Source organism: Mycolicibacterium boenickei (genome assembly GCF_010731295.1).
GTDB lineage: Bacteria > Actinomycetota > Actinomycetes > Mycobacteriales > Mycobacteriaceae > Mycobacterium > Mycobacterium boenickei.
The window spans coordinates 293,014-318,585 of sequence record NZ_AP022579.1 but is presented as its reverse complement, the minus strand read 5'-3'; the positions used below and the strand labels follow the sequence as shown (position 1 = coordinate 318,585).

Sequence of the window (25,572 nt, the reverse complement as noted above, 5' to 3'; positions counted from 1 at the left end):
GCTTCTGCTTGTGACGTGACCTACGGGTTGTTCGCCCCGCTGGTCGTGGTGACCGTCTGATTCGTGACGGGGACTCCCGGATTGGCGGTAGCCGGGACGCCGTTGAACGACCCCGACTGGGTCAGGTTGGTGCCGTTGCCTCCCACGGCTCCGGTCCCGTCACCGCCGTCGCCTGTCGTGACCGTGTTGCCGGTGTAGGTGGCACCGGCGAGGTCGGTGAAGCTGTAGGCGCCGACTTGGAAATAGCCGCCCTTGCCGCCGGTTCCACCGCTGATGCCGTCACCGCCGTTGCCGCTGGTTGCGGTGACACCGGTCGCTACGGCATTGGGCCCGAGCGCGCTGATCGACGAGATGCCGCTGTCCCCACCGCCCGTCCCGCCGTTGCTGCCGCTGCCGCCCTTGCCGCCGGTGATGGTGCCTTCGGCGACGGCATTCTGGCCGGCCGCATTGATGGCCACCCTGCTGCCATTGCCGCCCTTGGAACCCGTTGTGCCAGTGGCAGACCCGCCGTCACCGCCCACCACAGTTCCGTGGGCCAGGGAGTTGTTCCCGGGCGCGATGGTCAGATTTCCGCTGGGCCCGGACACCACGAGGTTGTCTCGGCCGGCACTCATGTAGCCGAAGCCGCCTTCGCCACCCTTGTTGCCTGCCCCGTCGGCATCACCGCCGCGGCCACCGCGGACCTCGCCGTAGACGGTGCCGCCATTGCGGGCCACAAACTCCGTCTGGCCGCCGCCGGCGCCGTTGGTACCACCGGCGCCGCCGGTGCCGCCATTGGTTCCATTGCCGCCGTCGCCGCCCCGGATGGTCGCAGTGTGATCCGCTGTCCCGACATGACCACCGGAGTCGGCGGTGATCTTCACATCGCCGCCCTTGCCGCCCACGCCCCCGCCGGTGTCGCCGAGCCCGGCGTTGCCGCCGGTTGCCGTGGTGTTGGTCACGGTGGTGCCGGTGCCGGCGGCGGTGATCACGACGTTGCCACCGACCGCACTGTCAGATCCGTTGCCGCCCTTTGCGATCGTGTTCGTGACCTGAGCCCCGCCGGTGACCGTCAACGACGCAGTGCCACCACTCTTGCCGCTGCCGGCATCTCCGCCGGTGACGTGGGTGTTGGTGACGGCGCCGGTCGAGCCGCCGGTGACGTCGATACTCGCACCGCCTCCGACGGCTCCGTCGGTGCTCTGGCCCGCGGTTGCCGAGCTGTCGGTGATCGTGCCCAGGCTGGTGTTGAGCGACGCGTTGTTGCCGTTGGCCCCCGTGATGCCGTCACCGCCCGTCGCGGCGCTACCGGTGATGGAGTCGTTGATGCCCCTGGCCGTGATGGTGGCCCCGCCTCCGGTGCCGCCGTTGACACCGTTCTGGCCCGTCCCCCCGTCGCCGCCGGTCGCGGTGCCGTCAGCGGTGCTGTTGGCGCCGCCGGTGCCGGAGCTCTGCCCTGCGCTGATGATGGCCTGACCGCCCGTGCCACCTGTGACGCCGACGCCGTTCCCGCCGTTTCCGGCGGTAGCGGTGCCACTGGCCTTGGACCCGTTGCCCTTGGCCACGATCTGCGCTCGAGCGCCTGCGCCGCCGGTACCAGCCGCGGAACCGTTGCCCCCGGCGCCGCCATACGCGAAACCGCTTGCGGTGGAGGCATTCCCGGTGGTGAGCACCGTGGCGAAACCGCCCGCGCCGCCGTGGCCGCCGGTGGTCGCATCCCCACCTGCACCGCCACGGGCGTAGCCGCTGGCCGTGCTGTTGTCGCCGAGGCCGGCGTAGAGGCCGGTCTGAACCCAGCCGCCGCCGCCATTACCGCCGGTGCTGCCGGCCCCGTCGGCGGATCCGCCGCCACCGCCGATTCCGGTGCCGCTGGCGGTGCTGCCTGTCCGCTGTGCGACGACTCCGCCCTGGGCGCCGGTACCTCCGGTGCCGCCGTTGCTGCCGTTGCCACCCGCGCCGCCGGTTCCCGAACCGCTGGCCGTGCTCCCGGCGGAGGTGGCCGAAACGATGCCCTCACCGCCGGCACCGCCGTGTCCGCCAGTGGTTCCGTTGCCGCCCTTGCCGCCGGTGGCGATCGCGTCCTCGACGCTGCCTCCGTTGCTCGCGATGACGGTGGCCGCACCACCGTTGCCGCCGGTGCCGCCGTTGGCATCACCAAGTCCGGCGTCGCCGCCGATGGCGTCGGCGTCGGTCACGGTGCTGCCCGCACCGTCGGCCGTGATGGTGGCGGCCCCACCGGTAGCGGTATCGCTGTTCTGGCCGCCGGTCGCATGGCTGCCCGAGATGCTGCCGCCGTTGGTCGCCTTCACCGTGGCGTACCCGCCCAGGCCGCCGGAATTGCCGTCGGCTGCGATCGCGCTGCTGTCGGCAATGGTGCCGTTGACCGCTTCGATCGAGCCGATACCGCCCTGGCCGGCGCCAACAGCGTCGCCACCCACGGCGGTGCTGCCACTGATATCGCCGCCGCTGTTGGGATCACCGAAGGTGCCGGCGAACACATACGCCTGCCCGCCCATCGCGCCGCTGCTGCCGTTGGCGGCGTCGCCGCCGTCGCCACCGGTGGCGGTGCTGTCGGTGGCTTTACTGCCGGTGCCGTTGGCGACGATGCGGCCCTGGCCGCCGACGCCGCCGTGCCCACCGCTGGCGGCGTCGCCACCGTCACCGCCGGTGGCGGTGCCGCCGGCCTCGCTGTCTACGCCGAACGCCTGGATGTTGCCGATGGTCCCGTTGCCGCCGACGCTGCCTGCGCCCGTGCCGTCGCCGCCGTCGCCGCTGCGGGCGGTGCCGCCGGCTGTGGCGCCGGCCGCGAATGCACCAACTTGACCGCTGCTGCCGTTGCCGCCGGTACCACCACCCAGGCCGTCGCCGCCGTTGCCGCCGATGCCTGTGCCATCGGCCACCGCGTCGGTGCCGCCGGCGACAACGCTGCCGATACCACCGGCGCCACCCTTGCCGCCGCCGGTGGCGTCGCCGCCGTCGCCGCCGGTCGCGGATCCGGTTGCGGTGCCATCGTTTCCGCCGATGCCGGTCCGGACGAAGCCGGCCTGGATGTTGCCGCTGCCGCCGTTGCCGCCGAGGCTACCGGCGCCGGTCGCGTCGCCGCCGTTGCCGCCGTGGGCAGTGCCTGAAGCCGTGCCCCCGGTACCGCCCTGCAGGCCTGCGCTGATCTCGGAATAACCGCCTGCGCCGCCCTTGCCGCCGTTGGTGCCGTTACCGCCGTCACCGCCTGTGGCGCTTGCGTCGGAAACCTTGCCGCCCAGGGCCGCCCCGAGGCGAGCGTCACCGCCATTGCCGCCGGTGCCCGTACCGATCGAGTCGCCGCCGTTGCCGCCGGTCGCGGTGCCACCGGCGCTGCTGTTGAGACCGTCGGCCTCGATCCAGCCGATGCCACCGGTGCCACCTTCACCTCCGGCGGCGGTCGTCGAACCTGCGCCGCCATGCCCGCCGTCGCCGCCCGTGGCTGTGCCGCTGGCGGTTCCGCCATTGGCGGTGTTCACCACGGCGCCGCCGCCGCCACCGCCGCCACCGCCACCATGCCCGGTGCCGGCGATGGGTGACTCTGCGCCTGCGCCACCGGAGCCGCCAGTCCCTCCGGTGGCGGTGCCGGTGTTGTTGGTATCGGACACGAGCCCGAAGCCGTTTCCACCGTCACCACCGTCACCACCCGCGCCGCCTTGGCCGGTGCTGCCCGCGGTTCCGGTGTTGCCGAGCAGGCCGAAGAGCCCGCCGCCGGCTCCCGCCGCGCCGCCGATGCCACCGGTTCCGCCACCCGTTCCACCGGTGCCGCCGGTCCCGCCGCTCAGGTGGGTGGCGTCGCCGTCGGCGCCTCGGCCGCCTTGCCCGCCGGTGCCTGCGGTGCCGCCCTGGCCGCCATCACCGCCGTTGGCGAAGAAGAGCCCGGTGGCGTCGCCACCCTTGCCGCCCTGGCCGCCGTCACCTCCGCCGACGCCGCCGTCCTCGCCGTTTCCGTAACCGTTGCCGTAGTCGATGTCCCAGTCGCCTTCGCGGCCGTTGGTGCCGGTGACACCTACGCCGCCTTGCCCACCGTCGCCGGCGATACCGAAGAACCAGCCGTTGGCGTCGCCGCCGGCACCACCGGAGCCCGCGGGCTGGCCGTTGGAGGACGCGCCGCCCGCGCCGCCCTTCCCGCCGATGCCCATGAACGATCCGCCCTGGCCACCGTCGCCGCCGTCCAGACCGGCCCAGCCCGCGCCGCCTTCGCCGCCGTCGCCGAACCATCCGGCGTCACCGCCGGCACCCCCGGCCACGCCGTCGGCGACTCCGTCGAAGCCGTCACCGCCGTCACCGATCCACAAGCCGCCGTCGGTGCCGTCGGGGTTTTCCAGGGTGCCGTCGGTGCCGTTGCCGATCAGGTACTGCCCCGAAATCTGGTTGATCACACCGTCGACGGCACCGCCGAGCGGGCTGGTGATCCACAGCTGAGTGCCGTAGTGCACGGGCTGGTAGATCCAGCGATTCACGATCTCGGTCGGGTCAGGGATTCCCGGGCTGAGAGGAGCTGCCGTTTCGGTGGGGGAGAGCAGGGTGTTGCGGTTGGCGGCCGTGTTGTCGGCCACCGGGTACGCGGATTGCCGCCGCGCCCAGGCCATTACGGCCCAGACAGCGGGCATGTCGGCCGGTTCGGTGGGTGCGTTGGGCGCCAGGATGGTGCCGAGCGTGACCGCGGACAGCAGCCCGGTGATCGGGCTGACCGGTGCGGCGGGGGCCGGGGAGGGCACCGGGGCGGCGAACGTCGTCGCGCGCGGTGCGGCATCTCCCGACTGGCCGCCCGGCAGGCCGGTGGTCGGCGCATCATTTGGCTGCGGGTCGCCGGCGGGGTGCGTCAACGCGGACGTCACGCGCTCGGAGAGATCATTCAGGCGGTGGCGTGGGGTCTGGTTCTGTTGCGGCTCGTCCGGGGTGTTGACGGTCGGCGAGTCTGCCTTGTCGGCCGCATCGTTCTTCGGCACCGCCGGCGACTTGTGGCGCCGGACCGGGCTGCGGGTGTCCTTGTCGCCGTTGGCCTTTGCGTTGTCGATGGCGCGCTGGACGCTGTCGCGGGCGAAGTCGTTGAGGTTTTTGGTGGCTTCGGTGGCCCGCTCGCTCAAGCGGTCCTGCACCTGCTTGAGGCTGGGCAGACGTGGCTTGTCGGCCTTGGTCTTGGACCCGGGGGTATCTGTGCTGCCGGGAGTGTTGCCCGCCTCGGAGTTGCCGTCGCTGGACGGGCCCTCGGTGTTGACGAGCCGCACATCGGCGGTCACCGATCTCATGGTCGGCGAGTCGGGTCCCAGCAAGAGCATCACGCCGGCCCCGGCCAACGCGATGCTCGCCAGGCCTGCCGTTGCAATCGGACCCGCAGCGCTTCTTCGGCCACGGCCGCCCGCGATGCTGTGCTTCCCCACGATTACGCCCCTATCTCCGACAGTGAGCGTTGACGCTGCCGTCAATACTTTCGGCAGGCGAGCAGCAACCACTGACGATGTTGCTCCAGTAGTGAGACCCCTCGATCCCGATGGACGATTCCCCCGGTTTCGCGGAGAAATTTACGCACTACCCGTCTGGAATCTCAGCTTTTTCTCAGCCGGTCCGGAGTGGTTGTTGCACACGCAAACAATCAAGCGACAGGTTTGATTGCCGCAAAGCTCTTGCATCGGCGAAATCTGCAGATAGATCAAGATTTCCGGGTTTGCCGGAAATTTGTTGCCAGAGTCAAAATCCCCCGTCGAAGCTAGGTGGCAGGTTGCCGTGATGCGCCTGGACAACCCTCTGACAACAGGAAACGGCGCGAAGCGGGGGAAGCTGGATGAGTCACGCGATGCTGAACGATGCGCCGGAAACGTTCAGTCGCGAGTTGGCCAGATATACCGATGTATACGTCCTGTCTGCGCCCCTCTGATGGTTCAGCGAAGACCGACTCGACTGTCACACGCGTCGCCGGGCCGGCGGCCTGCACCGGGAGTAGCGTCGGTCGAATGAAGTTCGGCATCGCCACCTTCGTCGACGACGACAGCATTGATCCGGTGTCACTCGCTCGTGCGATCGAGGAGCGCGGGTTCGCCTCGCTCATCGTTGCCGAGCACAGTCACATCCCCGTCAGCCGCGAGTCTGCCTATCCCAACGGCGGTGACCTGCCGGCGTGGTACTACAACACGCTCGATCCGTTCGTCACGCTCGCCGCGGCGGCCGCGGTGACCTCCACGATCGACCTCGTCACCGGCGTCGCGCTACTGATCCAACGGGACCCGATCCACACCGCCAAGGAATCCGCCAGCATCGACCTCATCTCCGACGGCCGGTTCGTTCTCGGTGTCGGAGCCGGCTGGAACCTGGAGGAGATGCGCGACCACGGCACCGACCCGAAAACCCGTGGCGCACTACTGGACGAGAGCGTCGAGGCGGTCAAGGCGCTGTGGACCGACGAGCCTGCCGAGTATCACGGCAAGTACGTCAACTTCGACTCCTCCTACTGCCGGCCCAAACCGGTGCGTCAACCGCACCCGCCCATCTACATCGGTGGCAACTCGGACGCCACGGTGAAACGAGTCATTCGCCATGGCGCAGGCTGGATTTCGAACCCACTGCCGAGGGACGTGTTGGCCAAGCGGATCGGACAGATGCACGACGGCGGTGCGACCGACGTGCCGTTGATGATGTTCGGTGCACCCATCAAGGCCGACTATTGGCGCGCCGCAAAGGATCTCGGATTCGGCCAGCTGGGTCTGTTCCTGCCGTCCGTCGGCAAGGATGAGTCGCTACGCCTGCTCGACGAATTCGCCGAGCAGGTGCGCCAGTACCAGTCGGGGAGTTGAGTTCGCTTCTTCGGTGGCCTTTTCTACGTGGGGGTTGCCAGTCTTCGCTGAGGGCAGCCCTGCGGTAGAAACCGGTGGGCGAGGCCATTGAGGTGTCCGCAGCCAACCCACAGCGAATCGACGGCCGGCCGACAAGATCCGGACCTACCGTCCGGTGTGTGATCACCAGGCGGGCATTCCTGGCGGCGACCGCCGTCGGTTCGATCGCCGTCGGCCATGCCTTGCGGGCCGGGTTGCCGGCAGCCCACGCCGATCCGAATGCAATCGACCCGCCGTCGGTCGCGGTGACCGACAAACGGCGCGCGCCCACTCAGTGGGGGATGGCGCTGCCCGGAATCACCACGTCGTTCGCCGCCGCGGGCCGGCAGATCGCCCTCACCTTCGACGCCTGCGATGGCGCCTGTGACGACGCGTTGCTCGACACGCTGCGCCGCAATGGCGTGCCGGCCGTGCTGATGCTCAACTCGAGGTGGGTCGACCGGAATCCGGACCGGGCCCGGCAATTGGCCGCCGATCCGTTGTTCGAGATCGGGAACCACGGCACCCGGCATGTGCCGCTGTCGGTGACGGGACGCTCGGCGTACGGCATCGCGGGGACCCGCTCGGCCGATGAGGTGGTCAGCGAGGTGTGGGGCAACCACCAGCGGCTGACCGCCCTGACCGGGCGGGCTCCGACCTGGTTCCGTCCCGGCACTGCGCATTACGACGACGTGGCCGTCGAGATCGTGCACGAACTCGGTGAGCAACCGCTGGGGTTCACCGTCAATGCGGACAACGGTGCGACGGCGTCCGCGGCGGCCGTGCGGTCCAACGTCATGAGCGCGACCCCGGGCTCGATCGTCATCGCCCACATGAACCACCCGCAATCGGGTACCCATGCCGGCTTCGCCGATGCGATTCCCGCCATGCAGGCCGCGGGCTGGCAGTTCGTACTACCTCGCTGACCAGGCCGCCACCGCTTTCCACCCAGGGGTCGCCCGAGCGCGCCGGGAACGGCGCTGAGGTAGAAATCGGCAACTTTCGCCACCGGCGTAGCGAGGAAGCCCGAGCGGGCACCCAACAACCTTGCACTCGCCATGGTCGAGTGCTAAGAATGCAGTTGGCACTCTCGATCAGTGAGTGCTAGGTCGGGCCGGTGAGGCAGGGGCCGCACCTGCGGGAGCACACCCCAGCCGTCCGTCGCGGGCACTGAACCTGACCACACAACGTGCGATCCCCTATCCGGAGGAATCACTTCGCAATGGCTAAGACAATTGCGTATGACGAAGAGGCCCGTCGCGGCCTCGAGCGGGGCCTGAACAGCCTCGCCGACGCGGTAAAGGTGACGCTGGGCCCCAAGGGTCGCAACGTCGTCCTGGAGAAGAAGTGGGGCGCCCCCACGATCACCAACGATGGTGTGTCCATCGCCAAGGAGATCGAGCTGGAGGACCCGTACGAGAAGATCGGCGCTGAGCTGGTCAAAGAGGTCGCCAAGAAGACCGACGACGTCGCGGGCGACGGCACCACCACCGCCACCGTTCTGGCCCAGGCCCTGGTTCGCGAAGGTCTGCGCAACGTCGCTGCCGGCGCCAACCCGCTCGGCCTGAAGCGCGGCATCGAGAAGGCCGTCGAGAAGGTCACCGAGACCCTCCTGAAGTCCGCCAAGGAGGTGGAGACCAAGGAGCAGATCGCTGCCACCGCCGGTATCTCCGCCGGAGACCAGTCCATCGGCGACCTGATCGCCGAGGCCATGGACAAGGTCGGCAACGAGGGTGTCATCACCGTCGAGGAGAGCAACACCTTCGGCCTCCAGCTGGAGCTCACCGAGGGCATGCGCTTCGACAAGGGCTACATCTCGGGTTACTTCGTGACCGACGCCGAGCGTCAGGAAGCCGTCCTCGAGGATCCCTACATCCTTCTGGTCAGCTCCAAGGTCTCGACCGTCAAGGACCTGCTGCCGCTGCTGGAGAAGGTCATCCAGTCCGGCAAGCCGCTGCTGATCATCGCCGAGGACGTCGAGGGCGAAGCCCTGTCGACCCTGGTGGTCAACAAGATCCGTGGCACCTTCAAGTCTGTGGCCGTCAAGGCTCCGGGCTTCGGTGACCGCCGCAAGGCCATGCTGCAGGACATCGCCATCCTCACCGGTGGCCAGGTCATCAGCGAAGAGGTCGGCCTCTCGCTGGAGACCGCCGATGTCGCGCTGCTGGGCCAGGCCCGCAAGGTCGTCGTCACCAAGGACGAGACCACCGTCATCGAGGGTGCCGGCGATGCCGACGCGATCCAGGGCCGTGTCGCCCAGATCCGCGCCGAGATCGAGAACAGCGACTCCGACTACGACCGCGAGAAGCTGCAGGAGCGCCTGGCCAAGCTGGCCGGCGGTGTTGCGGTGATCAAGGCCGGCGCTGCCACCGAGGTGGAGCTCAAGGAGCGCAAGCACCGCATCGAGGACGCCGTGCGTAACGCCAAGGCTGCCGTCGAAGAGGGCATCGTCGCCGGTGGTGGCGTGGCCCTGCTGCAGTCGGCTCCGTCGCTGGAGGAGCTGTCGCTCACCGGTGATGAGGCCACTGGCGCCAACATCGTGCGCGTCTCGCTGTCGGCCCCGCTGAAGCAGATCGCCTTCAACGGTGGTCTGGAGCCGGGCGTCGTCGCCGAGAAGGTGTCGAACCTGCCCGCGGGTCACGGCCTGAACGCCGCGACCGGTGAGTACGAGGACCTGCTGGCCGCCGGCGTTGCCGACCCGGTCAAGGTCACCCGCTCGGCGCTGCAGAACGCGGCGTCCATCGCGGCGCTGTTCCTCACCACCGAGGCCGTCGTCGCCGACAAGCCGGAGAAGGCGGCCCCCGCGGCCGACCCGACCGGTGGCATGGGCGGCATGGACTTCTAAGTCCTGCTCTCTTTACGGGAAAGCCCCGGCGCGCTTGGCGTGCCGGGGCTTTTCTGTGCCGAGTGGCCAGTTGTCGCACGCGGGCACGCCGTATGCGCGACATAACTGGCCAGTCGATGCGAAGTCTGCGAAGTCAGTTCTCCGACAAGACGATGCAGTCACTGTCGCACTGCCCGGGCGGGCCGGGCTGCGCGGCCTTGCGATGCAGCACCGCGCGGCTGGGCACGATCTGATGCGTCTCGTCCCCGGTGGTGCCTGCTTGGCCGCGGCCGTCGACGATCAGCGAATACCCACCGGGCTGACGCGGCGGACAGACCAGCGTCGCGTGCTCGTGGGAGGCGAGGTTTCTACGGGTGTGCCCGCCGATCGGGCCGACGTGGATGACGCCGTTGACCAGGTGTGGCTCCACCGCGACGGTGTGTGCGTGGTAGTTGTCGTCGACCGTGACGAGGTAGGCGAACGTGTAGTCCGCCAGCTTGTCGGCCAGCTGGTTGAGATCCACTTTCACGCTCATGACGTGAGAATAGTTCTGTTGACGCGCCCTCGTGGCGGTCCTGTCACATGGGTGCAGGTTGTTTGCCGCGGACCAGCCGGCCGGGGCGCGCCTCGGTCGGAACACCGTGCTCGGCGATGACCTCACCGGAGACGACGGTCGCGACGTAACCGTCCGCGGTCTGGTCGAGCCGGCGACCGCCCCCGGGGAGGTCGTAGGCGACGACCGGCCGGTGCAGCCGCAGCGTCGCATGGTCGATGACGTTGAGATCAGCCTTGTAGCCCAATGCAATTCGACCGCGGTCGGCCAGCCCGGCGATGCGAGCGGGAACCGAGGTCAGTTCCCGGACGGCGTCGGCCACGCTGAGCATGCCCGTGCCGCGGTCGCGAACCCAGTGCGTCAGCAGGTAGGTGGGGAAGCTGGCGTCGCAGATCATGCCGTAATGCGCGCCGCCGTCGCCGAGGCCGAGGATGACGTCGTCGCGCCGGATCAACTCCGCGACCGTGTCCAGCGAGTTGTCGCGGAAATTGGCCAGCGTGACCAGCAGCATGGCGTGGCCGTCGTCGTCGAGCAGGCGGTCGTAGGCCTCCTCGAGCGGGTCGACGCCGCGGGCCCGGGCCCGCGCACCGATCGAATTCGACGGGTCGGGCTCGTAGTCAGGCTGCTCGCCCAACGGATACATGTAGTCCCAGGCCTGCACGGCGAACATCAGCGGGTGTCCGTCGCTTGCCGCCGAATCGCTCAGAATCCGTTGGCGGACTTCGGGTTTGCGCATCTCGGCGACCCGCTCGGCGAGCGGCAGGTGGGCGATCTCGCGGTAGCTGGGGTAGAGCACGAACGGGTTGCCGGACAGCTCGAGGCCGAGCACCAATCCGATCGGCCGGGGGAAGATCTGGGCAGAGATACTGCCGCCGTTGTCGTTCGCCTTCTCCACCATCCGTAGCGCGTCCTCGAAGAACGCCGGGCCGGCATTGCCGATCGCCAGGGTGAACGTGACGGGCAAGCCCACGTCGGCGGCGACGTCGAACACCGTCTGCAGTGCCGGTTCGTAGTCGCCGGCGACCAGATCGGGCACGAACTGGATCAGGCCGCCTCCGGCGTCGTCGACACCGCGGGCGATCGCCTCGATCTCGGCATAGCCGGCGTCGTAACTGGGGATCGGTTTGCCGCTCTCGGTCTTGTGGATCGTCAGCCTCGACGAGGCGAATCCCAGCGCGCCGCACTGCACGGCCTCGGCGGCGAGCTTGCGCATCAGCGCCAGATCCTCGGTCGTGGCGGGCTCGCGGTCGACACCGCGCTGGCCCATCACGTACACCCGGAGCGGGGAGTGCGGCAGGAACGCCGCCACGTCGATGTCCAGGTGCCGCGATGACAGGGCGTCGAGGAACTCGGGGAACGTCTCCCACGTCCACGGCAGGCCGTCGACCATCACCACCCCGGGGATGTCCTCAACGCCGGCCATCACATCGACGAGCACGTCGTGGTCGTCGGGGCGGCACGGTGCGAATCCGACGCCGCAGTTGCCCATCACGGCGGTGGTGACCCCGTGTGCCGAGGATGGGTTGAGCCGGTCCGACCAGATCGCCTGACCGTCGTAATGCGTGTGCAGATCGACGAAGCCCGGGGTCACCAGCAGCCCGGTGGCATCGATCTCACGCTCGGCAGTTCCGGCCACAGAACCGATTTCGACGATGACACCGTCGCGCACGGCGACGTCGCCCACGTATGGGGCGCCGCCCAGACCGTCGACGATGGTGCCGCCACGGATGCACAGGTCATAGCTCATCTAACTAACCTACGACGCCGCGGCCGTTCGGGAAACAGGCGGCGACGTGTCGGTGCCTGATGCAAGGATCGACCGGTGATCGATCACTTTGGAATCAACTGCACCGACTGGGCCAAATCGAAGGAGTTCTACGACTCCGTGCTGGGCGTGCTCGGGTACAGCCGGCAAATGGACTACCAGGTTGCGATCGGCTACGGCAGTGAAGGCAAGCCCGACTTCTGGATTGCCGACGCCAGCGCGGGCGATGCCGGCGGCCCCAACCGGGAAATCCATGTGGCATTTCAGGCCGCCGACACCGATGCCGTGCAGGCGTTCTACGACGCCGCGCTGAAGCTGGGAGCCGAGTCGCTGCACGCGCCGCGGCTGTGGCCCGAGTACCACCCGGGTTACTTCGGCGCATTCGTCCGCGATCCCGACGGCAACAATGTCGAGGCGGTGTTCCACGGGGCGGCACCGGCGGCGCAGTAGCCGCTACAGCGGCTCCAATTCCGAGATCAGCCAGTCGCCGTCGACGCGGGTGAGGCTGACCCGGTAGGCCAGCGCATCCTGTGTCGACTGGCCGCCGGCACCCGCGGTCTCGGTTTTCTGGTCGACGAACGCCACCACACTGGCCTCGTCGACCGTCAGCGACTCCACGCCCGTGTTGCGGACGGTGGCGGTCTGGGTGACATTCTCCGGCTTCGTCCGGATGGTCTTCCGGTATTCGTCGACCGCCGAGCCGGTCAGCAGCCCGGTGACCGCGTCGATGTCGGCCCGGCTGGTGGTGGGGGTGTAGCTGAGCACCTTGACCACGTTGGTGGCAACGAACTCGCTGACCTGGTCGCGTGCATGTTCATCGTCGGCGACAGGCGCGGGGGCCGGTTGGCTCTTGACCGCCAGCTGCCAGGAACCAAGGCCGATGGCCGCGACGATGCCGATGATGAGGGCACCGACCAGTAGCGTCCAGCTTCGCGTGCGGGTGGCCATCAGTTCACGAACTCCAGCTTCGAGGCCTTGTAGGCGCCATCGACACGTTCCACGGTGACCCGCACCCGTTGCAGTGAGACCACGCCAACCCGGTTGGTCGTGACGGTGACCTTCGTATCGACGGTGACGAGCACGACCGCCTCATCGGAGAACAACGATTCGACACCGGCCCCGGTGACCGTTCCCTCGGTCTTGACGCCCAATTCCTGGGCCTTGCGTTTGATCTGGGGCGCCTGGTTCTTCAGATCGGCGCGGAACTCGTCGGTGGCGCCGTCCATCATCGCCTCGAGATCGCTGTCAGCGGTGTCGGCGCTGACCGTGACGGTGTGCAGCGCGAAGGTCCGGGCCGCCTCGACGTACGGCTGCCACGACGGCGTGCTGCGCGGCGCCGGGTCGGCGCGGACGAACTGGCTGATCGCGAAGACGATCGCGGCCACCAGCAGTGCCGCCAGCACGCTCGGCACCGCAACCCTTGCCGGGCTGCGTCTCTGGGGACCGCGAGGTTGCGGGATCGGGCTGGGCCCCGACCACGTGGGCGACTGGTGCGGCGCACTGACCACCGGGGGCGCGGGTGCGGTGAAGCTCGGGGCCGCGATGACGCGAGGGGGCTGGTTCGAGACCGGCCGCGGCGGCACCGTGGGAGGCCGCTGCGTGACCGGTGCCGTCGCGCGCGCATCGGCGAGTGCCTTCGCGAAATCGCTGCACCGTGCGTAGCGGCCCTCGCGGTCCTTGGCCATGCCCTTGAGCATCACCTCGTCCAGGTAGGCCAGTTCGGGCCGGACGCTGCGCAGGCTGGGTGGGAGTTCGTTGAGCTGCTTGCTGATGACCACCGCGGGATTGGAATGGTGGAACGGCGAATGCCCGGCCAGGAGCTGAAAAGCGCTGGCCGCCAACGCATACTGGTCGGCCCGTCCGTCCATGGCCTGCCCCAGGAGCTGTTCGGGGGCCGAGTAGGCCATCGAACCCACGGCCATGTTGGTGGCGGTGATCCCACTGATGTCGTCGATTCGGCGGGCAACACCGAAGTCGGCCAACAGAATTCGACGGCGTGCGGCTTCTGGGCTGGTCAGCAGGATGTTGGCGGGCTTGACGTCGCGGTGCAGCAGGTGGCGCTCGTGCGCGTAGTCGAGGGCTTCGGCGATGGCGGCGACGATCTCGACGGCCTCGGGCAGCGGCATGCCCTCGGGGTGTCGCTCACGCACGTATCGAGCGGCATCGGTGCCGTCGACGTAGTCCATCGCGATCCACAGCTGCCCCTCGTACTCGCCGCGATCGTGCAGGCCGACGATATGGGGATGCCAGAGCGAGGAGGCGATGTCGGCCTCGCGGTTGAACCGGTCGCGGTACTGGGCGTCCCCGGTCAGCGTGGCGGGCATGATCTTGAGAGCGTCCTGGCGGGGGAGGCGCGGATGCTGCGCCAGATAGACCTCGCCCATGCCGCCAGAGCCGAGTAGACGCTGAATCGTGTACCCGGCGAACACGTCGCCGGTATTCAACGGCATGCCGTGATCGTAGTCGGGACGGTGCCGGGCCGGTTCGCGAGTAGCGTCGAGGCCATGGCTGACGCTGATTCCGATGCCGTCCGAGAATTGCTGCGCGACGCGTTCACCAGGCTCATCGAGCACGTCGACGACCTCACCGACGGATTGACCGAGGAGGTCTCGAGTTACCGGCCCACCCCGCAGGCCAACAGCATCGCCTGGCTGATCTGGCACAGCGCGCGCTGCCAAGACCTGCAGTTGTGCGACATCGCCGGAACCGAGCAGGTGTGGACCCGCGACGGCTGGAAGGACCGCTTCGGGCTCGACCTGCCCGCCAACGACATCGGGTACGGGCACACCCCCGACGACGTCGCGAAGGTGCACGCCCCGGCGGAGCTGCTCGCGGGCTACTACCTGGCGGTGCACAAGGACACCCTGGCCTACATCGCAGGCGTGACCGCCGAGGAGCTCCGCCGCATCGTCGATACGCGGTGGGATCCACCGGTGACGGCGAGCGCACGGTTGGTCAGCATCGTCGACGATTGCGCTCAGCACCTGGGCCAGGCGGCCTATCTGCGCGGCATCATCCCTTGATCGCCCGCTGGTGGCCGCCGATCGGGCTCGCCGCCATGGTGCTGCTCGGGTGGGCGGTTCACGCCGCTCCGATTCCGATCGACGACTGGTTTCAGGAGCTCGGCAGCGAGATGGGCCCGCGCCGGGACGTCTTCCTCCTGTTCACCAAGCCGCCCCTGGTGGCCGCCGCGTTGCTGATCGGCATCGTCGTGGCCGTGCGGCAGCACCGGAAGCGACTGGCGATCGCCATGGTGGTCAGCCCACTGCTGGCGATCACCATCGTGCGGCTGATCAAGCCCCTGTTCGGCCGGGAGAAAGAGGGGGCGCTGGCCTATCCCAGCGGGCACACCACGTTCCTCGTGACGGTGACGGGGTTGCTGCTGCTGGTGGCGGGCATGCGGCTGTGGGCGCTGGCGGTCGCGGTGTGCGTCGTCCTGCTCGGCATATTCGGCCTGTCGATGACCTTCCATTACTTCACCGACACCGTCGGGGGCATATTGCTGGGCACCTCGGTGGTGGGCATCGCCGCGGTCCTCGCCCCTCAGGGGCAATCCGACCAGGTGGATGACGTCTCATCTGGGCTTCGCTGAGCGATCACACCGGCTTGTCGCCCGTTTCGGGCGACAGCAACCCGTGTCACTCGAATTGCGATCAGTCGGCTGTCTGGAGGTCTGATCTTCGGATCGCAGGTGATCCTAACTATCAAGTATCACTTGATCATTCAGGTCGGCGGGTCGAACCGCATGGTTGCGTGCCGCAAGACTTTTGGAATCTCCGACGCGGTCCAGCAAACGTCAATATTCATGTTCAGCTGGACGGATGGTTACTTTCGCGCCTTTGCGGCAACGGTGCTGGGCGGACGGTTGTTTGCATTCGCAAGGACCCCTCTCGGGCCAGCTGAGAAAAAGCTGAGATCTTGATGAGCGGAGGGTAATTTTCTGCCCGAGCTGAGCGATCTGCCAGCCCAAACAGCCAGTCATTCGAGGGGATCTCTATGAACAGTCGTGTCGCGAGCGGCCTGACCGCATGCGTTGCCGCGGCCACCGCGGGCGTCATCGCCATCACTCCGGCCGTCACGCCGACTCCGATGCGTCTGGTCGACGCGCAGGCCGCGCTGATGGGAGCGACTTACACGCAGCTCCAGAGCATGAACCAGGCCGAGCTTGTGGCCGAGTTCGGGCTGCGAGTCGGGGAACAGTTCGTGCAGGCCCCGCTTCTTCCGCTGGTGCTTGCCGCGCAGGTAGGCGACCCCGACCGGCTGTACATGCAAATCAGGCAGGTCATCGACGCACCGCTGTATGTGTCGGATCCGCTGATCGAGATCGCCCGTGACACCCTGCCGGAGGAGCTCGGCGGCGGCGATGCGGCCAAAGCCTGGCGTGACAACGAGTTCTGGGCCACCACCAACGCCGTGCGGACGCAGGTCGCCGAGGCTCTTGGGGTAGACCCCAAGCAGGATTACAACTACGCCTTCAAGCTCGCCGAGGGATTGCTCGGATCGGCCATAAATGCGGCTGAGTTGCCCGTCCTGTCGACTCTCGGTCTGGTCACGGTCGCGCAGGCGGTGGCGAGCGGCGACAACCTCGCGATCTACAAGGCGGTCAAGGAGTACATCGATGCGCCGATGTGGGCTGCAGACCCGGCGATTGAGGGTATTGCCGACGCTCTGCCGGAGGAGCTCGGTGGCGGCACAAACCACAATCCCAGGACTTCCGCACCTGAAAACGGCAGTGGGCCTGACGGCGCCATCATGCAGTTCCGAAACAAGCAGCTGATCGGTGCGCGGGATCAGGTGCGGCTGGCTGCGGCCCAAGCTCTGGGTGTCCGCGACAAGGTGGACAGCACCGGCAACGTGAAGAACCCTCCCGGCGTGACGGCGCTGTCCGCCACTGATGACGACAACACGGGCTCGAAGGTGAACAACCTCAAGCCTCACGTCACGAGCCTCAACACCGCCCTCGGCGACGCCAAGGACAAGGCCGAGAAGCGTTCGAACAAGGCGAAGGCGAATGTCGACCGGGTGGTGAAGAAGGTCAAGGAAGCGGCCGACAACACGGCCAAGAAGTTCAGCTCCAGGAAGTCGGAGAAGTCGGGCTCGGAGGACTGAGGTGTGGGCAGCGCAGTGGGCGACGGTGGGGGGTCGTCGCCCGCTGCGCAGCTCCTCGAGTCTCGAGCCTGCGCCAGGGCTGTCGAGTCTGTACACAGATCGCGAATTCGGGCGTTCGAGCGCCCTGGGCGCAGACTCGGAACGCTGAGTGCACACTCGGCGAAGTGCGGATCCAGCCCTCGCACTTGACAGGTGTCAACCCCGGTGCGACGTGGGTCACACACGGTGATTAACATAGGCCGCATGACTGCGACGCCAGATGTAGCTCTGACCGGAGAGTTCACGGGTTCCGGCACCATCCACAACCCCGCGACCGGTGCCGTCGCCGGCCAGGTGACCTGGACCGACGCTGCCGACGTGCCGCGCATCGCGGCCGGGCTGCGGGAAGCGCAGAAGGAGTGGGAGGCACGCGGGGCGAAAGGCCGCGCCAAGGTGCTGTCCCGCTATGCGGTGTGGTTGGGAGACCACCGCGACGAGATCGAGAAACTCCTGATCGCCGAGACCGGCAAGTCGGCCATGGATGCCGCGCAAGAGGTCCCGCTGCTGATCATGATCCTGTCGTACTACATCAAGGTGGTCGAGCAGGCGATGGCGCCGGAATCGCGTCCGGCGGCGCTGCCCGTCATGTCCATCAAGAAGGTCGAGGTGCATTACCGGCCACGCCCCGTCGTCGGGATCATCGCGCCGTGGAACTACCCCGTCGCCAACGCGATGATGGACGCCATCGGCGCCCTGGCCGCCGGCTGCGCGGTCCTGCTCAAGCCGTCTGAGCGCACCCCGCTGACCGCCGAGGTGCTGCTGCGCGGCTGGCTGGATTCCGGCGCCCCCGAGGTGTTCGCCTTGGCGCAGGGAGCGCGTGCGGTGTCCGAGGCCGTCATCGACAACTCCGACTACATCCAGTTCACCGGCTCCTGCGCGACCGGCGCCAAGGTGATGGAACGCGCCGCACGCCGCCTGACCCCGGTGAGCCTGGAACTCGGCGGCAAGGACCCGATGATCGTGCTCGAGGACGCCGACGTCGAACTCGCCGCCAATGCCGCAGTCTGGGGCGCGATGTTCAACGCCGGCCAGACCTGCGTGTCCGTCGAGCGGGCGTACGTGCTCGAGCCGGTCTACGACCAGTTCGTCGCCGCCACCGTCAAGGCCGTCGAGAACCTCAAGATGGGGGCAGGGGAGGGCTACCACTTCGGCGCCCAGATCGACGACAGCCAGGTCGCGATCACCGAACGGCACGTCAACGAGGCCGTCGCGGCCGGAGCGAAGGCGCTGACCGGTGGCAAGCGCCCCGAAGGCGGGGGCAGCTTCTTCGAGCCCACCGTGCTCGTCGACGTCGACCACTCGATGGCCTGCATGTCGGAGGAGACCTTCGGGCCGACACTGCCGATCATGAAGGTGTCCTCGGTCGAGGAAGCCGTTCGGCTGGCCAACGACAGCCCCTACGGCCTGAGCGCCTCGGTGTTCTCCAAGGATGTCGAGCGCGCCAAAGCTATTGCACTCCAGCTTGATTGCGGCGCGGTCAACGTCAACGACGTCATCTCCAACCTGATGTGCACCACCGCCCCGATGGGTGGCTGGAAGACCTCGGGCATCGGTGCGCGTTTCGGCGGCATCGACGGGGTGCGCAAGTTCTGCAAGCAGGAGACCGTGGTGGTGCCGCGCACCAGCGTCGGTGCCGGCGGCAGCTACTACAACAACTCGGAGAAGGCCATCGCCAGGATGAACAAGCTGCTGACCAAGCTGGCGCTGGCGCGGCCGCGCCGCAAGGCCAAGTAACCCGGCCTACGGCTGGCAGGTGATCTTCCCCGACGTCTCGAAGATGTCGTCGCTTCCCGTGATCCGCTGTCCGCAGACCACGACCACGGAGCTGGGCACGATCACGGGGAACGTGGCCGCCGGGCCGCTGTAGACAAACGCCTGGGAACCGTCGGGATAGGTGACGATCGGCCGGTTCGAAACCTTGCTGCCGACGGCGAGCACGTTGGTCCACTCACCGTGCACCGTCGCGGTGCCGTTGATGGCGACCACGGTGTTGTCGTGGTCGCCGGTATACGGGTCGATGTAGTCCTTCTGGAACCCTGCCGTGCCGTCGAGGGCGAACACCTTGTTCCCGGTCCGGTTCTGACCGACCGCGGTAGCCGAGGCGGGCCGGAACACGCTGATCGCCAGCGCCCGGTTGTCGTTGGATGCATTGGCCTGCGCGCCGGTGGGCGAGTTGTCGCCGATACCTACCGGGTCGCCGGGGCCGCCGTCGTAGGAGATACCGGGCGCGGCGCCTGCGGTGCCCGCCGCGATCAACCCCGCCGAGCACACTCCCGCGGCGATTGCCGAGCCGACCACGAACCTGCGAACCACGAGCGTCATGAACATGGGGTGCCCTTCTGAGGGATGCCGAGCGCGACTATTGACGTCACCGATGATCGCGCCCCGTACCTCGGGCGGACTGAGTATTGCCCTACTGCAGTTTCGAGTCGTCAACAGCAGCGCCGGCTACCTGACGTTCACCGGACCATCACCGTCTCGACCGCCCGACCCGCTACGGTGCGCCGGTGACTCTCGACATCACCGGCTACGCGGTCCGTGACGACGACGATGACGACCCCGTTCTGCTGCTGGAACCCAGCGGCGAGGTCGTCGACACCTGGCGGGAGAACTACCCGTACGACGACCGCATGTCGCGGCAGGAGTACGAGGAGCAGAAGCGGCTGCTGCAGATCGAGCTGCTGAAGCTGCAGAAGTGGAGCCAGGGCAACGGGCTGCGGCACGTCATCGTGTTCGAGGGGCGTGACGCCGCGGGCAAGGGCGGCACCATCAAGCGGTTCATGGAACACCTGAATCCCCGAGGCGCCCGCGTGGTCGCGCTGGAGAAGCCGACCGAAAAAGAGCGCACCCAGTGGTACTTCCAGCGCTATGTCCAGCATCTGCCTGCCGCCGGTGAGATCGTGCTGTTCGACCGCTCCTGGTACAACCGCGCCGGGGTGGAGCGCGTGATGGGCTACTGCTCGCCCAAACAGCACGCCGAGTTCATCCGCCAGGCCCCGTTGTTCGAGCAGATGCTGGTCAACGACGGCATCAGCCTGACCAAGCTGTGGTTCTCGGTCACGCAATCCGAGCAACGCACCCGATTCACGATCCGCCAGGTCGACCCGGTGCGGCAGTGGAAACTATCCCCCACCGACCTCGCGTCGCTGGACAAATGGGACGACTACACCGCGGCCAAGGAAGACATGTTCGCCTGGACCGACACTGAAATCGCGCCGTGGACCGTGGTCAAGAGCAACGACAAGAAGCGCGCCCGGATCAACGCCATGCGCTACGTGCTCGGTAAGTTCGATTACGACAACAAGGATTTTGAAGTGGTCGGCCACGCCGATCCGCTGATCGTGGGGCGTGCCCTGTCGGACTGAGCAGTCTGGCCGCCGCCCGAGAACTAGGAGGACGGCGTGCGATTCGTCATGACGCTGTTCCTGTGGGTGCTGACGACGGTGCTGCTGGCGGCCGCGGTGCCGTCGGCATGGGTGCAGAAGAATATCGTCGACCAGGAGGGCTACTCGGCTTTCGCCGCCGGGGCGGCCACCGACCCGCAGTTGCAGCAGGCCGTCGCCGGTGAGCTCACCACCCAGGTGCAATCGCTGGCCTCGCAGAACGGGGCAGACGTGGATTCGCGCCGGATCCGCGCGGTGGCGGGCGCCTACACCGCGGGCCCGGATTTTCCCGGCCAGTTCGCGTTGGCCAACGAGGTTGCCCACACCTGGATGTTCACCGACCGGTTGTCCCGGAACGAGGACGGCAGCTGGGTGATCGACGTAGCCCCGATGCTCAGGGATTCCTCGTTCCGCGAAACCCTGTCCGGCTTCGGTGTCGAAGTGCCGCAAACACTTACGGTTCCCATCGCGTCGTCAGCGCCGGACAGCCTGCGGCCCGGGATCTTGCGCCCGCTGGCGGTGTGGGGCCCGTGGGTCAGTGTCGGGGTGACCGTGCTGGCCGGTGTGTTCGCCCTGCTGACCTTGGCCGTCGCCCGTGCTCGCGGTAAAACTCTTGCCGCACTGGGAATTTCGGCCCTACTGGTGGGGGCGGCCGGTTGGGCCGGATTGGAGGTGGGGCGGCGCTACCTCAACGAGGCGCTCAACCACACCAGCGGGGACATCCGGCAGATCGCCGACGCGATGGCCGGCCACGCGATCGACGGCCTGCATCAGTGGCTCAACCTGACGCTGGCCGCCGGCGGCGTTCTGGTGGTCTTCGGCGTCGTGGTGGCGCTGCTCGGCGGGTTGCGCGGCAGATCGGGCTGATTCGTGGGCCGGTGGGACAATGCCCCATGGCCATCAAGCTCGACGCCCTCGACTCCGCGCTGCTGTCCATGCTGGCGTCCGAACCGCGCCTGCCGATCCTTGAGCTGGCGTCACGGCTGAAGGTCGCCCGCAACACCGTGCAGGCGCGGATGAAGCGCCTGGAGGAATCCGGGGTGGTCCGCGGCTATCCGCCGAACATCAACCTGGCCGAGCTCGGGTTCACAGTGCACGCCTTCGTCGGTATCGAGACGGACCAGAACAAGATGGACGCCATCATCGAGGCGTTGCGGGCGTATCCCCACGTGCTCGAGGTGCATGCGACTACCGGGCGAGCGGATCTGCTGGTCCGGATCGCCGCTCAGACCCAGCAGGAACTGCTCGACATCATCCAGCAGGTGCACCGGATCGACGGGGTGAAGCATTCCGAGACGATGCTGGCGATGGCGACGCCGGTCGAATACCGGTCACTGCCGCTCGTGCGGCATCTGACGCAGCATCGAACAAAATGATGCGTAGGTCACAGTGGGCCACGTCACAATTGAGCAATCTGATCAACTTTTCCGCCGACTATTGACGCAGATCACACGCAGGAGCAGATTCCACTGCACCGATTGCTAGATGTTCCTCGCTTTGCAGCTCACGATCTGGGTTGTGGAAGGTGTGGTGGATAGACGTGACCAGCGTTCTGAGCGCTTCCGAACTCGCGGTGGTGGAACCCTCCGCGCCGTACGACCTCGCTGACCGGTATCGCTCCGGCGCCGGCCCGGTGCTCCTCACCGGGGTGCAGGCCATCGCGAGAATGATGGTGGAGCAGCACGTCCGGGACACCCGCGCCGGGCGTCGCGTCGCGACCTTCGTCTCCGGCTATCAGGGCAGCCCGTTGGGCGGCGTGGACAAGATGCTGCTCGACATGCCGGGTGTGCTCAGCGAGCACGACATCGTCTTCACGCCCGGGTTCAACGAGGAACTCGCCGCCACCGCGGTCTGGGGCAGCCAGACCGATCTCCCGGCCGGAAAGCCGACCCACGACGGTGTGGTCGGGGTCTGGTACGGCAAGGGGCCCGGCGTCGACCGGGCCACCGACGCGCTGCGGCACGCCAACATGTACGGCGTCAACCCACGCGGTGGCGTGCTGCTGCTGGTCGGCGACGACCCCGCGTCGAAGTCGTCGACCGTGCCCGCGGTCAGCGAGCGGTCGCTCGCCGCCCTGGGCATCCCGGTGCTGTTCCCGCGCAACGCCGAAGAGATCATCACGATGGGCATGCGGGGGATCGCGCTGTCGCGCGCGTCGGGTTGCGTGGTGGCGATGAAGATCGTGGCCGACGTCGCCGACGGCGCCTGGACGGTCGACGCCGACGTGGCCGACCTCGCGATCGCGGTTCCCGAAATCACCTGGGACGGAAAACCGTTCAGCTACCGTCAACGCCCGATGGCCGCGCCGGCGGACAGCCTGCTCGCCGAAGCCGACCTCTACGGGCCGCGCTGGGAAACCGTGCGCGCCTTCGGTGACGTGAACTCCCTCGACGTTCTCGAGGTGGACCCGGTCCGCGCCAAGGTCGGCATCGCCGCCACCGGCACGACGTTCGACGCAGTGCGTCAGACACTGCTCGACCTCGGCGTCGACGACGCGGCGTTGCACCGGGCCGGAATCCGCCTGCTTCGCATCGGGATGCCCTACCCCGTCGGCCGGCGGTCGGTACTTGAGTTCGCCCGCGGACTCGAGCAGGTGATCGTGGTCGAGGACAAGACCGCGTTCATCGAGACCCAGATCCGCGAGATCCTCTACGGCTCAGCCGATGCCCCGCAGATCGTCGGCAAATATGACGCCGCGGGCGCCCCACTGTTCCCGGTCGGCGGAGAGCTGACTGCCGGCCGATTGCTGGCGCCGCTTCGCCGCGTGTTGCGCGACCGGGTCGAGCTCAAGCGGACGCCACCGCCCGCGCTGTCACTGGAAGTGCTGTCCGCCAAGCGAACCGCCTACTTCTGCAGCGGCTGCCCGCACAACCGCTCCACGGCGATTCCCGACGGCTCGATCGGTGGCGGCGGGATCGGCTGCCACACCCTGGTCACGATGTCCGGCCGCAGTGACAGCGCGGTGGTCGGGCTGACCCAGATGGGCGGCGAGGGCAGCCAGTGGATCGGGCAGGCGCCGTTCACCGATGTCCCGCATCTGTTCCAGAACGTGGGCGACGGAACCTTCTTCCACTCCGGGCAGCTCGCGGTGCAGGCCTGCATCGCGGCGGGGGTGAACATCACCTACAAGCTGCTCTACAACGAAGTCGTCGCGATGACCGGCGCGCAGGACGTCGAGGGCGGGTTGGGTGTCGCGAAGCTCACCCACAAGCTCAGCACCGAAGGCGTCAAGCAGATCATCGTCTGCGCCGACGAACCCAAGCGGCACAACAGGAAAGCCCTCGCGAAAGGCACGCTGCTGTGGCACCGCGACCGGCTCGACGAAGCGCAGAAGCTGCTGCGCGAGATCCCCGGCGTGACCGTGCTCATCTACGACCAGCACTGCGCCGCCGACGCGCGTCGCCAGCGCAAGCGCGGAACCCTGCCCACCCGCAACACCCGCGTCGTCATCAACGAGGCGGTCTGCGAAGGCTGCGGCGACTGCGGCACCAAGTCGAACTGCCTGTCCGTGCAGCCGGTCGACACCGAGTTCGGGCGCAAGACCCGCATCGACCAGACCTCGTGCAACACCGACTACAGCTGCCTGGACGGTGACTGCCCGTCCTTCGCGACGGTCGAACTGACACCGGACACGAAGCGACGCAAGGCCTCCCGACGCCACAGGGCCGTGGAGCCGCCGCGCGTCGCCGATCCGGGCTTTGCCGCGCCCACGGGCACCCAGAACGTCCTGCTGGCCGGCATCGGCGGGACCGGGATCGTGACGGTCAACCAGGTTCTGGCCACCGCCGCGCTGCGCGCGGGGTACGCGGTCGAAAGCCTCGACCAGATCGGGCTGAGCCAGAAGGCCGGGCCAGTGGTGTCGCACCTGCGGTTCTCGACCACCGAACTGGAGCCCTCCAACCGGCTGACGCCCGGCAGCGCCGACTGTGTCATCGCGATCGACCTGCTGACCGCGACCGACACCAAGAACCTGTCCTACGGCAGTCCCGCGCGCACCGTCGCCGTGGCCTCGACGAGCCAGACCCCGACCGGGGACATGGTGTACGACAAGTCCGTTGCCTACCCGGACGCCCAGTCGTTGCTCGATCGGCTCACGGCGACCACCCGGACGCTGACCCACTTCGACGCGCTCGCCGCAGCCCAGGCGTTGTTCGGCAACACCGCCGCGGCCAACTTCCTCGTCGTCGGCGCCGCATTCCAGAACGGCGGGCTGCGCCTGCCCGAGGCCAGCATCGAAGAGGCCATCGGCATCAACGGGGTCGCGGTCGCGGCCAACGTCGCGGCCTTCCGCTGGGGTCGCGTCGCGGTCGCCGATCCGGCCGCCTTCGCCGCGGCGGTGTCGGCGGCAGGCCCGCAGCCCGCGCCGACGGTCGTGGACCGGGAGCTGCTGGCCGGCACCACGTTCGACGGCGAAGTCCGCAGGCTGGTCGAGCTTCGGACCGGTGAGCTGGTCCGCTACCAGAACGCGAAAGTGGCCCGGCGCTATGTGGATACGGTCCATGCGGTGTGGCAGGCGGAGCGTGCGATCACCGAGAACACCGCGTTCAGCGAGGCCGTGGCGCGAGGCCTGCACAAGTTCACCGCCTACAAGGACGAGTACGAAGTCGCGCGGCTGCTGGTCGATCCGGCCTTCCTGGCCGACGTGCAGGCGCAGGTGCCCGGCGGCGAAAAGCTCACCTACCGGCTGCATCCGCCGGTGCTGCGGGCGATGGGCCGCGCGAAGAAGGTCGGGTTCGGCCCGAAATCGCATGCGGCGCTGAAGCTGCTCGCCAAGGGCAAGGTGCTGCGCGGCACCAAGCTCGACCCGTTCGGCTATGCCCACGTCCGAAAGGTGGAGCGGGAACTGCTGGCTCACTACACCGACATGGTGTGCCGGCTGGCGGCCGAACTGAGCGCCGACAACTACGCACACGCGGTCGAGGCAGCCGGACTGCCCGATCTGGTGCGGGGCTACGAGGACGTCAAACTCGGCAACGTCGAGCTGTACCGGGCCCGCCTGCGCGACCTCGGCATCACGGCCTGACCGGCCACCGCTGAGTCTGCTGCCGCCGAACATGCGGCAGCCCAACCCATGCCGCCGAACATGCGGCTAT

At 68.0% G+C, this 25,572-nt stretch carries 18 protein-coding genes; 12 read left to right on the top strand and 6 right to left on the bottom strand.

The window, feature by feature from the left end; all coding sequences use genetic code 11:
* Positions 1-20 precede the first annotated feature (20 nt).
* Positions 21-5,381 carry a beta strand repeat-containing protein gene (locus G6N57_RS32190; protein ID WP_163646578.1) on the bottom strand — a complete coding sequence of 1,787 codons (5,361 nt, stop codon included), beginning with the start codon at positions 5,379-5,381 and terminating at the stop codon, positions 21-23.
* A 570-nt stretch (positions 5,382-5,951) separates the two neighbouring features.
* On the opposite strand from G6N57_RS32190, the gene G6N57_RS01505 reads away from it, so the two are divergent.
* The 3 genes from G6N57_RS01505 to groL all read left to right on the top strand — a co-directional run bounded on the left by G6N57_RS01505 (position 5,952) and on the right by groL (position 9,651).
* Entirely contained in the window at positions 5,952-6,788 is an 837-nt protein-coding gene (locus G6N57_RS01505; RefSeq protein ID WP_077742531.1) for an LLM class F420-dependent oxidoreductase, read from the top strand.
* 158 nt (positions 6,789-6,946) lie between these two features.
* The gene (locus G6N57_RS01500; RefSeq protein WP_077742530.1) at positions 6,947-7,732 is read left to right on the top strand and encodes a polysaccharide deacetylase family protein; all 786 of its coding nucleotides are present in this window, start codon (positions 6,947-6,949) and stop codon (positions 7,730-7,732) included.
* A 296-nt stretch (positions 7,733-8,028) separates the two neighbouring features.
* On the top strand, positions 8,029-9,651 hold the full coding sequence (gene groL / locus G6N57_RS01495) for a chaperonin GroEL (RefSeq protein ID WP_036442113.1): 1,623 nt from the start codon (positions 8,029-8,031) through the stop codon (positions 9,649-9,651).
* 133 nt (positions 9,652-9,784) lie between these two features.
* Here the strand turns inward: groL and G6N57_RS01490 are convergent, their stop codons facing one another.
* A complete protein-coding gene (locus tag G6N57_RS01490; protein ID WP_077742529.1) occupies positions 9,785-10,165 on the bottom strand; it encodes a hypothetical protein in 381 nt (126 codons plus the stop codon).
* Between the two features lie 43 nt (positions 10,166-10,208).
* On the bottom strand, positions 10,209-11,930 hold the full coding sequence (locus G6N57_RS01485) for an N-acyl-D-amino-acid deacylase family protein (protein ID WP_077742528.1): 1,722 nt from the start codon (positions 11,928-11,930) through the stop codon (positions 10,209-10,211).
* A 75-nt stretch (positions 11,931-12,005) separates the two neighbouring features.
* Between G6N57_RS01485 and G6N57_RS01480 the strand changes: the two genes are divergently transcribed.
* Entirely contained in the window at positions 12,006-12,398 is a 393-nt protein-coding gene (locus G6N57_RS01480) for a VOC family protein (RefSeq protein WP_077742527.1), read from the top strand.
* A gap of 3 nt (positions 12,399-12,401) precedes the next feature.
* Here the strand turns inward: G6N57_RS01480 and G6N57_RS01475 are convergent, their stop codons facing one another.
* Positions 12,402-12,896 (bottom strand): hypothetical protein, encoded by a 495-nt coding sequence (locus tag G6N57_RS01475; RefSeq protein ID WP_077742526.1) that lies wholly within the window; start codon positions 12,894-12,896, stop codon positions 12,402-12,404.
* On the bottom strand, positions 12,896-14,398 hold the full coding sequence (locus tag G6N57_RS01470; RefSeq protein WP_077742525.1) for a serine/threonine-protein kinase: 1,503 nt from the start codon (positions 14,396-14,398) through the stop codon (positions 12,896-12,898). Before G6N57_RS01470 ends, G6N57_RS01475 begins: the two co-directional genes overlap by 1 nt.
* Positions 14,399-14,452: 54 nt before the next feature.
* Here G6N57_RS01470 and G6N57_RS01465 point away from each other — a divergent pair, with 54 nt between their 5' ends.
* The 4 genes from G6N57_RS01465 to G6N57_RS01450 all read left to right on the top strand — a co-directional run bounded on the left by G6N57_RS01465 (position 14,453) and on the right by G6N57_RS01450 (position 18,830).
* Complete coding sequence (locus G6N57_RS01465; RefSeq protein WP_077742678.1) at positions 14,453-14,971, top strand: mycothiol transferase; 519 nt, start codon at positions 14,453-14,455, stop codon at positions 14,969-14,971.
* Complete coding sequence (locus G6N57_RS01460) at positions 14,968-15,540, top strand: phosphatase PAP2 family protein (protein ID WP_077742524.1); 573 nt, start codon at positions 14,968-14,970, stop codon at positions 15,538-15,540. The genes G6N57_RS01465 and G6N57_RS01460 overlap by 4 nt, the downstream gene beginning before the upstream one ends.
* 497 nt (positions 15,541-16,037) lie before the next feature.
* A complete protein-coding gene (locus G6N57_RS01455) occupies positions 16,038-17,057 on the top strand; it encodes a hypothetical protein (RefSeq protein WP_133118314.1) in 1,020 nt (339 codons plus the stop codon).
* A gap of 243 nt (positions 17,058-17,300) precedes the next feature.
* Positions 17,301-18,830, top strand: a complete 1,530-nt coding sequence (locus tag G6N57_RS01450) for an aldehyde dehydrogenase family protein (protein ID WP_077742521.1) — start codon at positions 17,301-17,303, stop codon at positions 18,828-18,830.
* Positions 18,831-18,836: 6 nt separating this feature from the next.
* On the opposite strand, the gene G6N57_RS01445 is transcribed toward G6N57_RS01450, so the two are convergent.
* Positions 18,837-19,418, bottom strand: a complete 582-nt coding sequence (locus tag G6N57_RS01445) for a hypothetical protein (protein WP_133118313.1) — start codon at positions 19,416-19,418, stop codon at positions 18,837-18,839.
* A 185-nt stretch (positions 19,419-19,603) separates the two neighbouring features.
* Between G6N57_RS01445 and ppk2 the strand changes: the two genes are divergently transcribed.
* The 4 genes from ppk2 (at position 19,604) to G6N57_RS01425 (ending at position 25,502) form a co-directional block, all read left to right on the top strand.
* Positions 19,604-20,461, top strand: coding sequence for a polyphosphate kinase 2 (gene ppk2 / locus G6N57_RS01440; RefSeq protein WP_077742519.1), 858 nt, complete (start codon positions 19,604-19,606; stop codon positions 20,459-20,461).
* Positions 20,462-20,497: 36 nt separating this feature from the next.
* Positions 20,498-21,346, top strand: coding sequence for a hypothetical protein (locus G6N57_RS01435; RefSeq protein WP_077742518.1), 849 nt, complete (start codon positions 20,498-20,500; stop codon positions 21,344-21,346).
* A 26-nt stretch (positions 21,347-21,372) separates the two neighbouring features.
* On the top strand, positions 21,373-21,855 hold the full coding sequence (locus G6N57_RS01430; RefSeq protein WP_077742517.1) for an Lrp/AsnC family transcriptional regulator: 483 nt from the start codon (positions 21,373-21,375) through the stop codon (positions 21,853-21,855).
* A 164-nt stretch (positions 21,856-22,019) separates the two neighbouring features.
* Positions 22,020-25,502, top strand: a complete 3,483-nt coding sequence (locus tag G6N57_RS01425) for an indolepyruvate ferredoxin oxidoreductase family protein (RefSeq protein ID WP_097925951.1) — start codon at positions 22,020-22,022, stop codon at positions 25,500-25,502.
* The last annotated feature ends 70 nt before the right edge of the window (positions 25,503-25,572 follow it).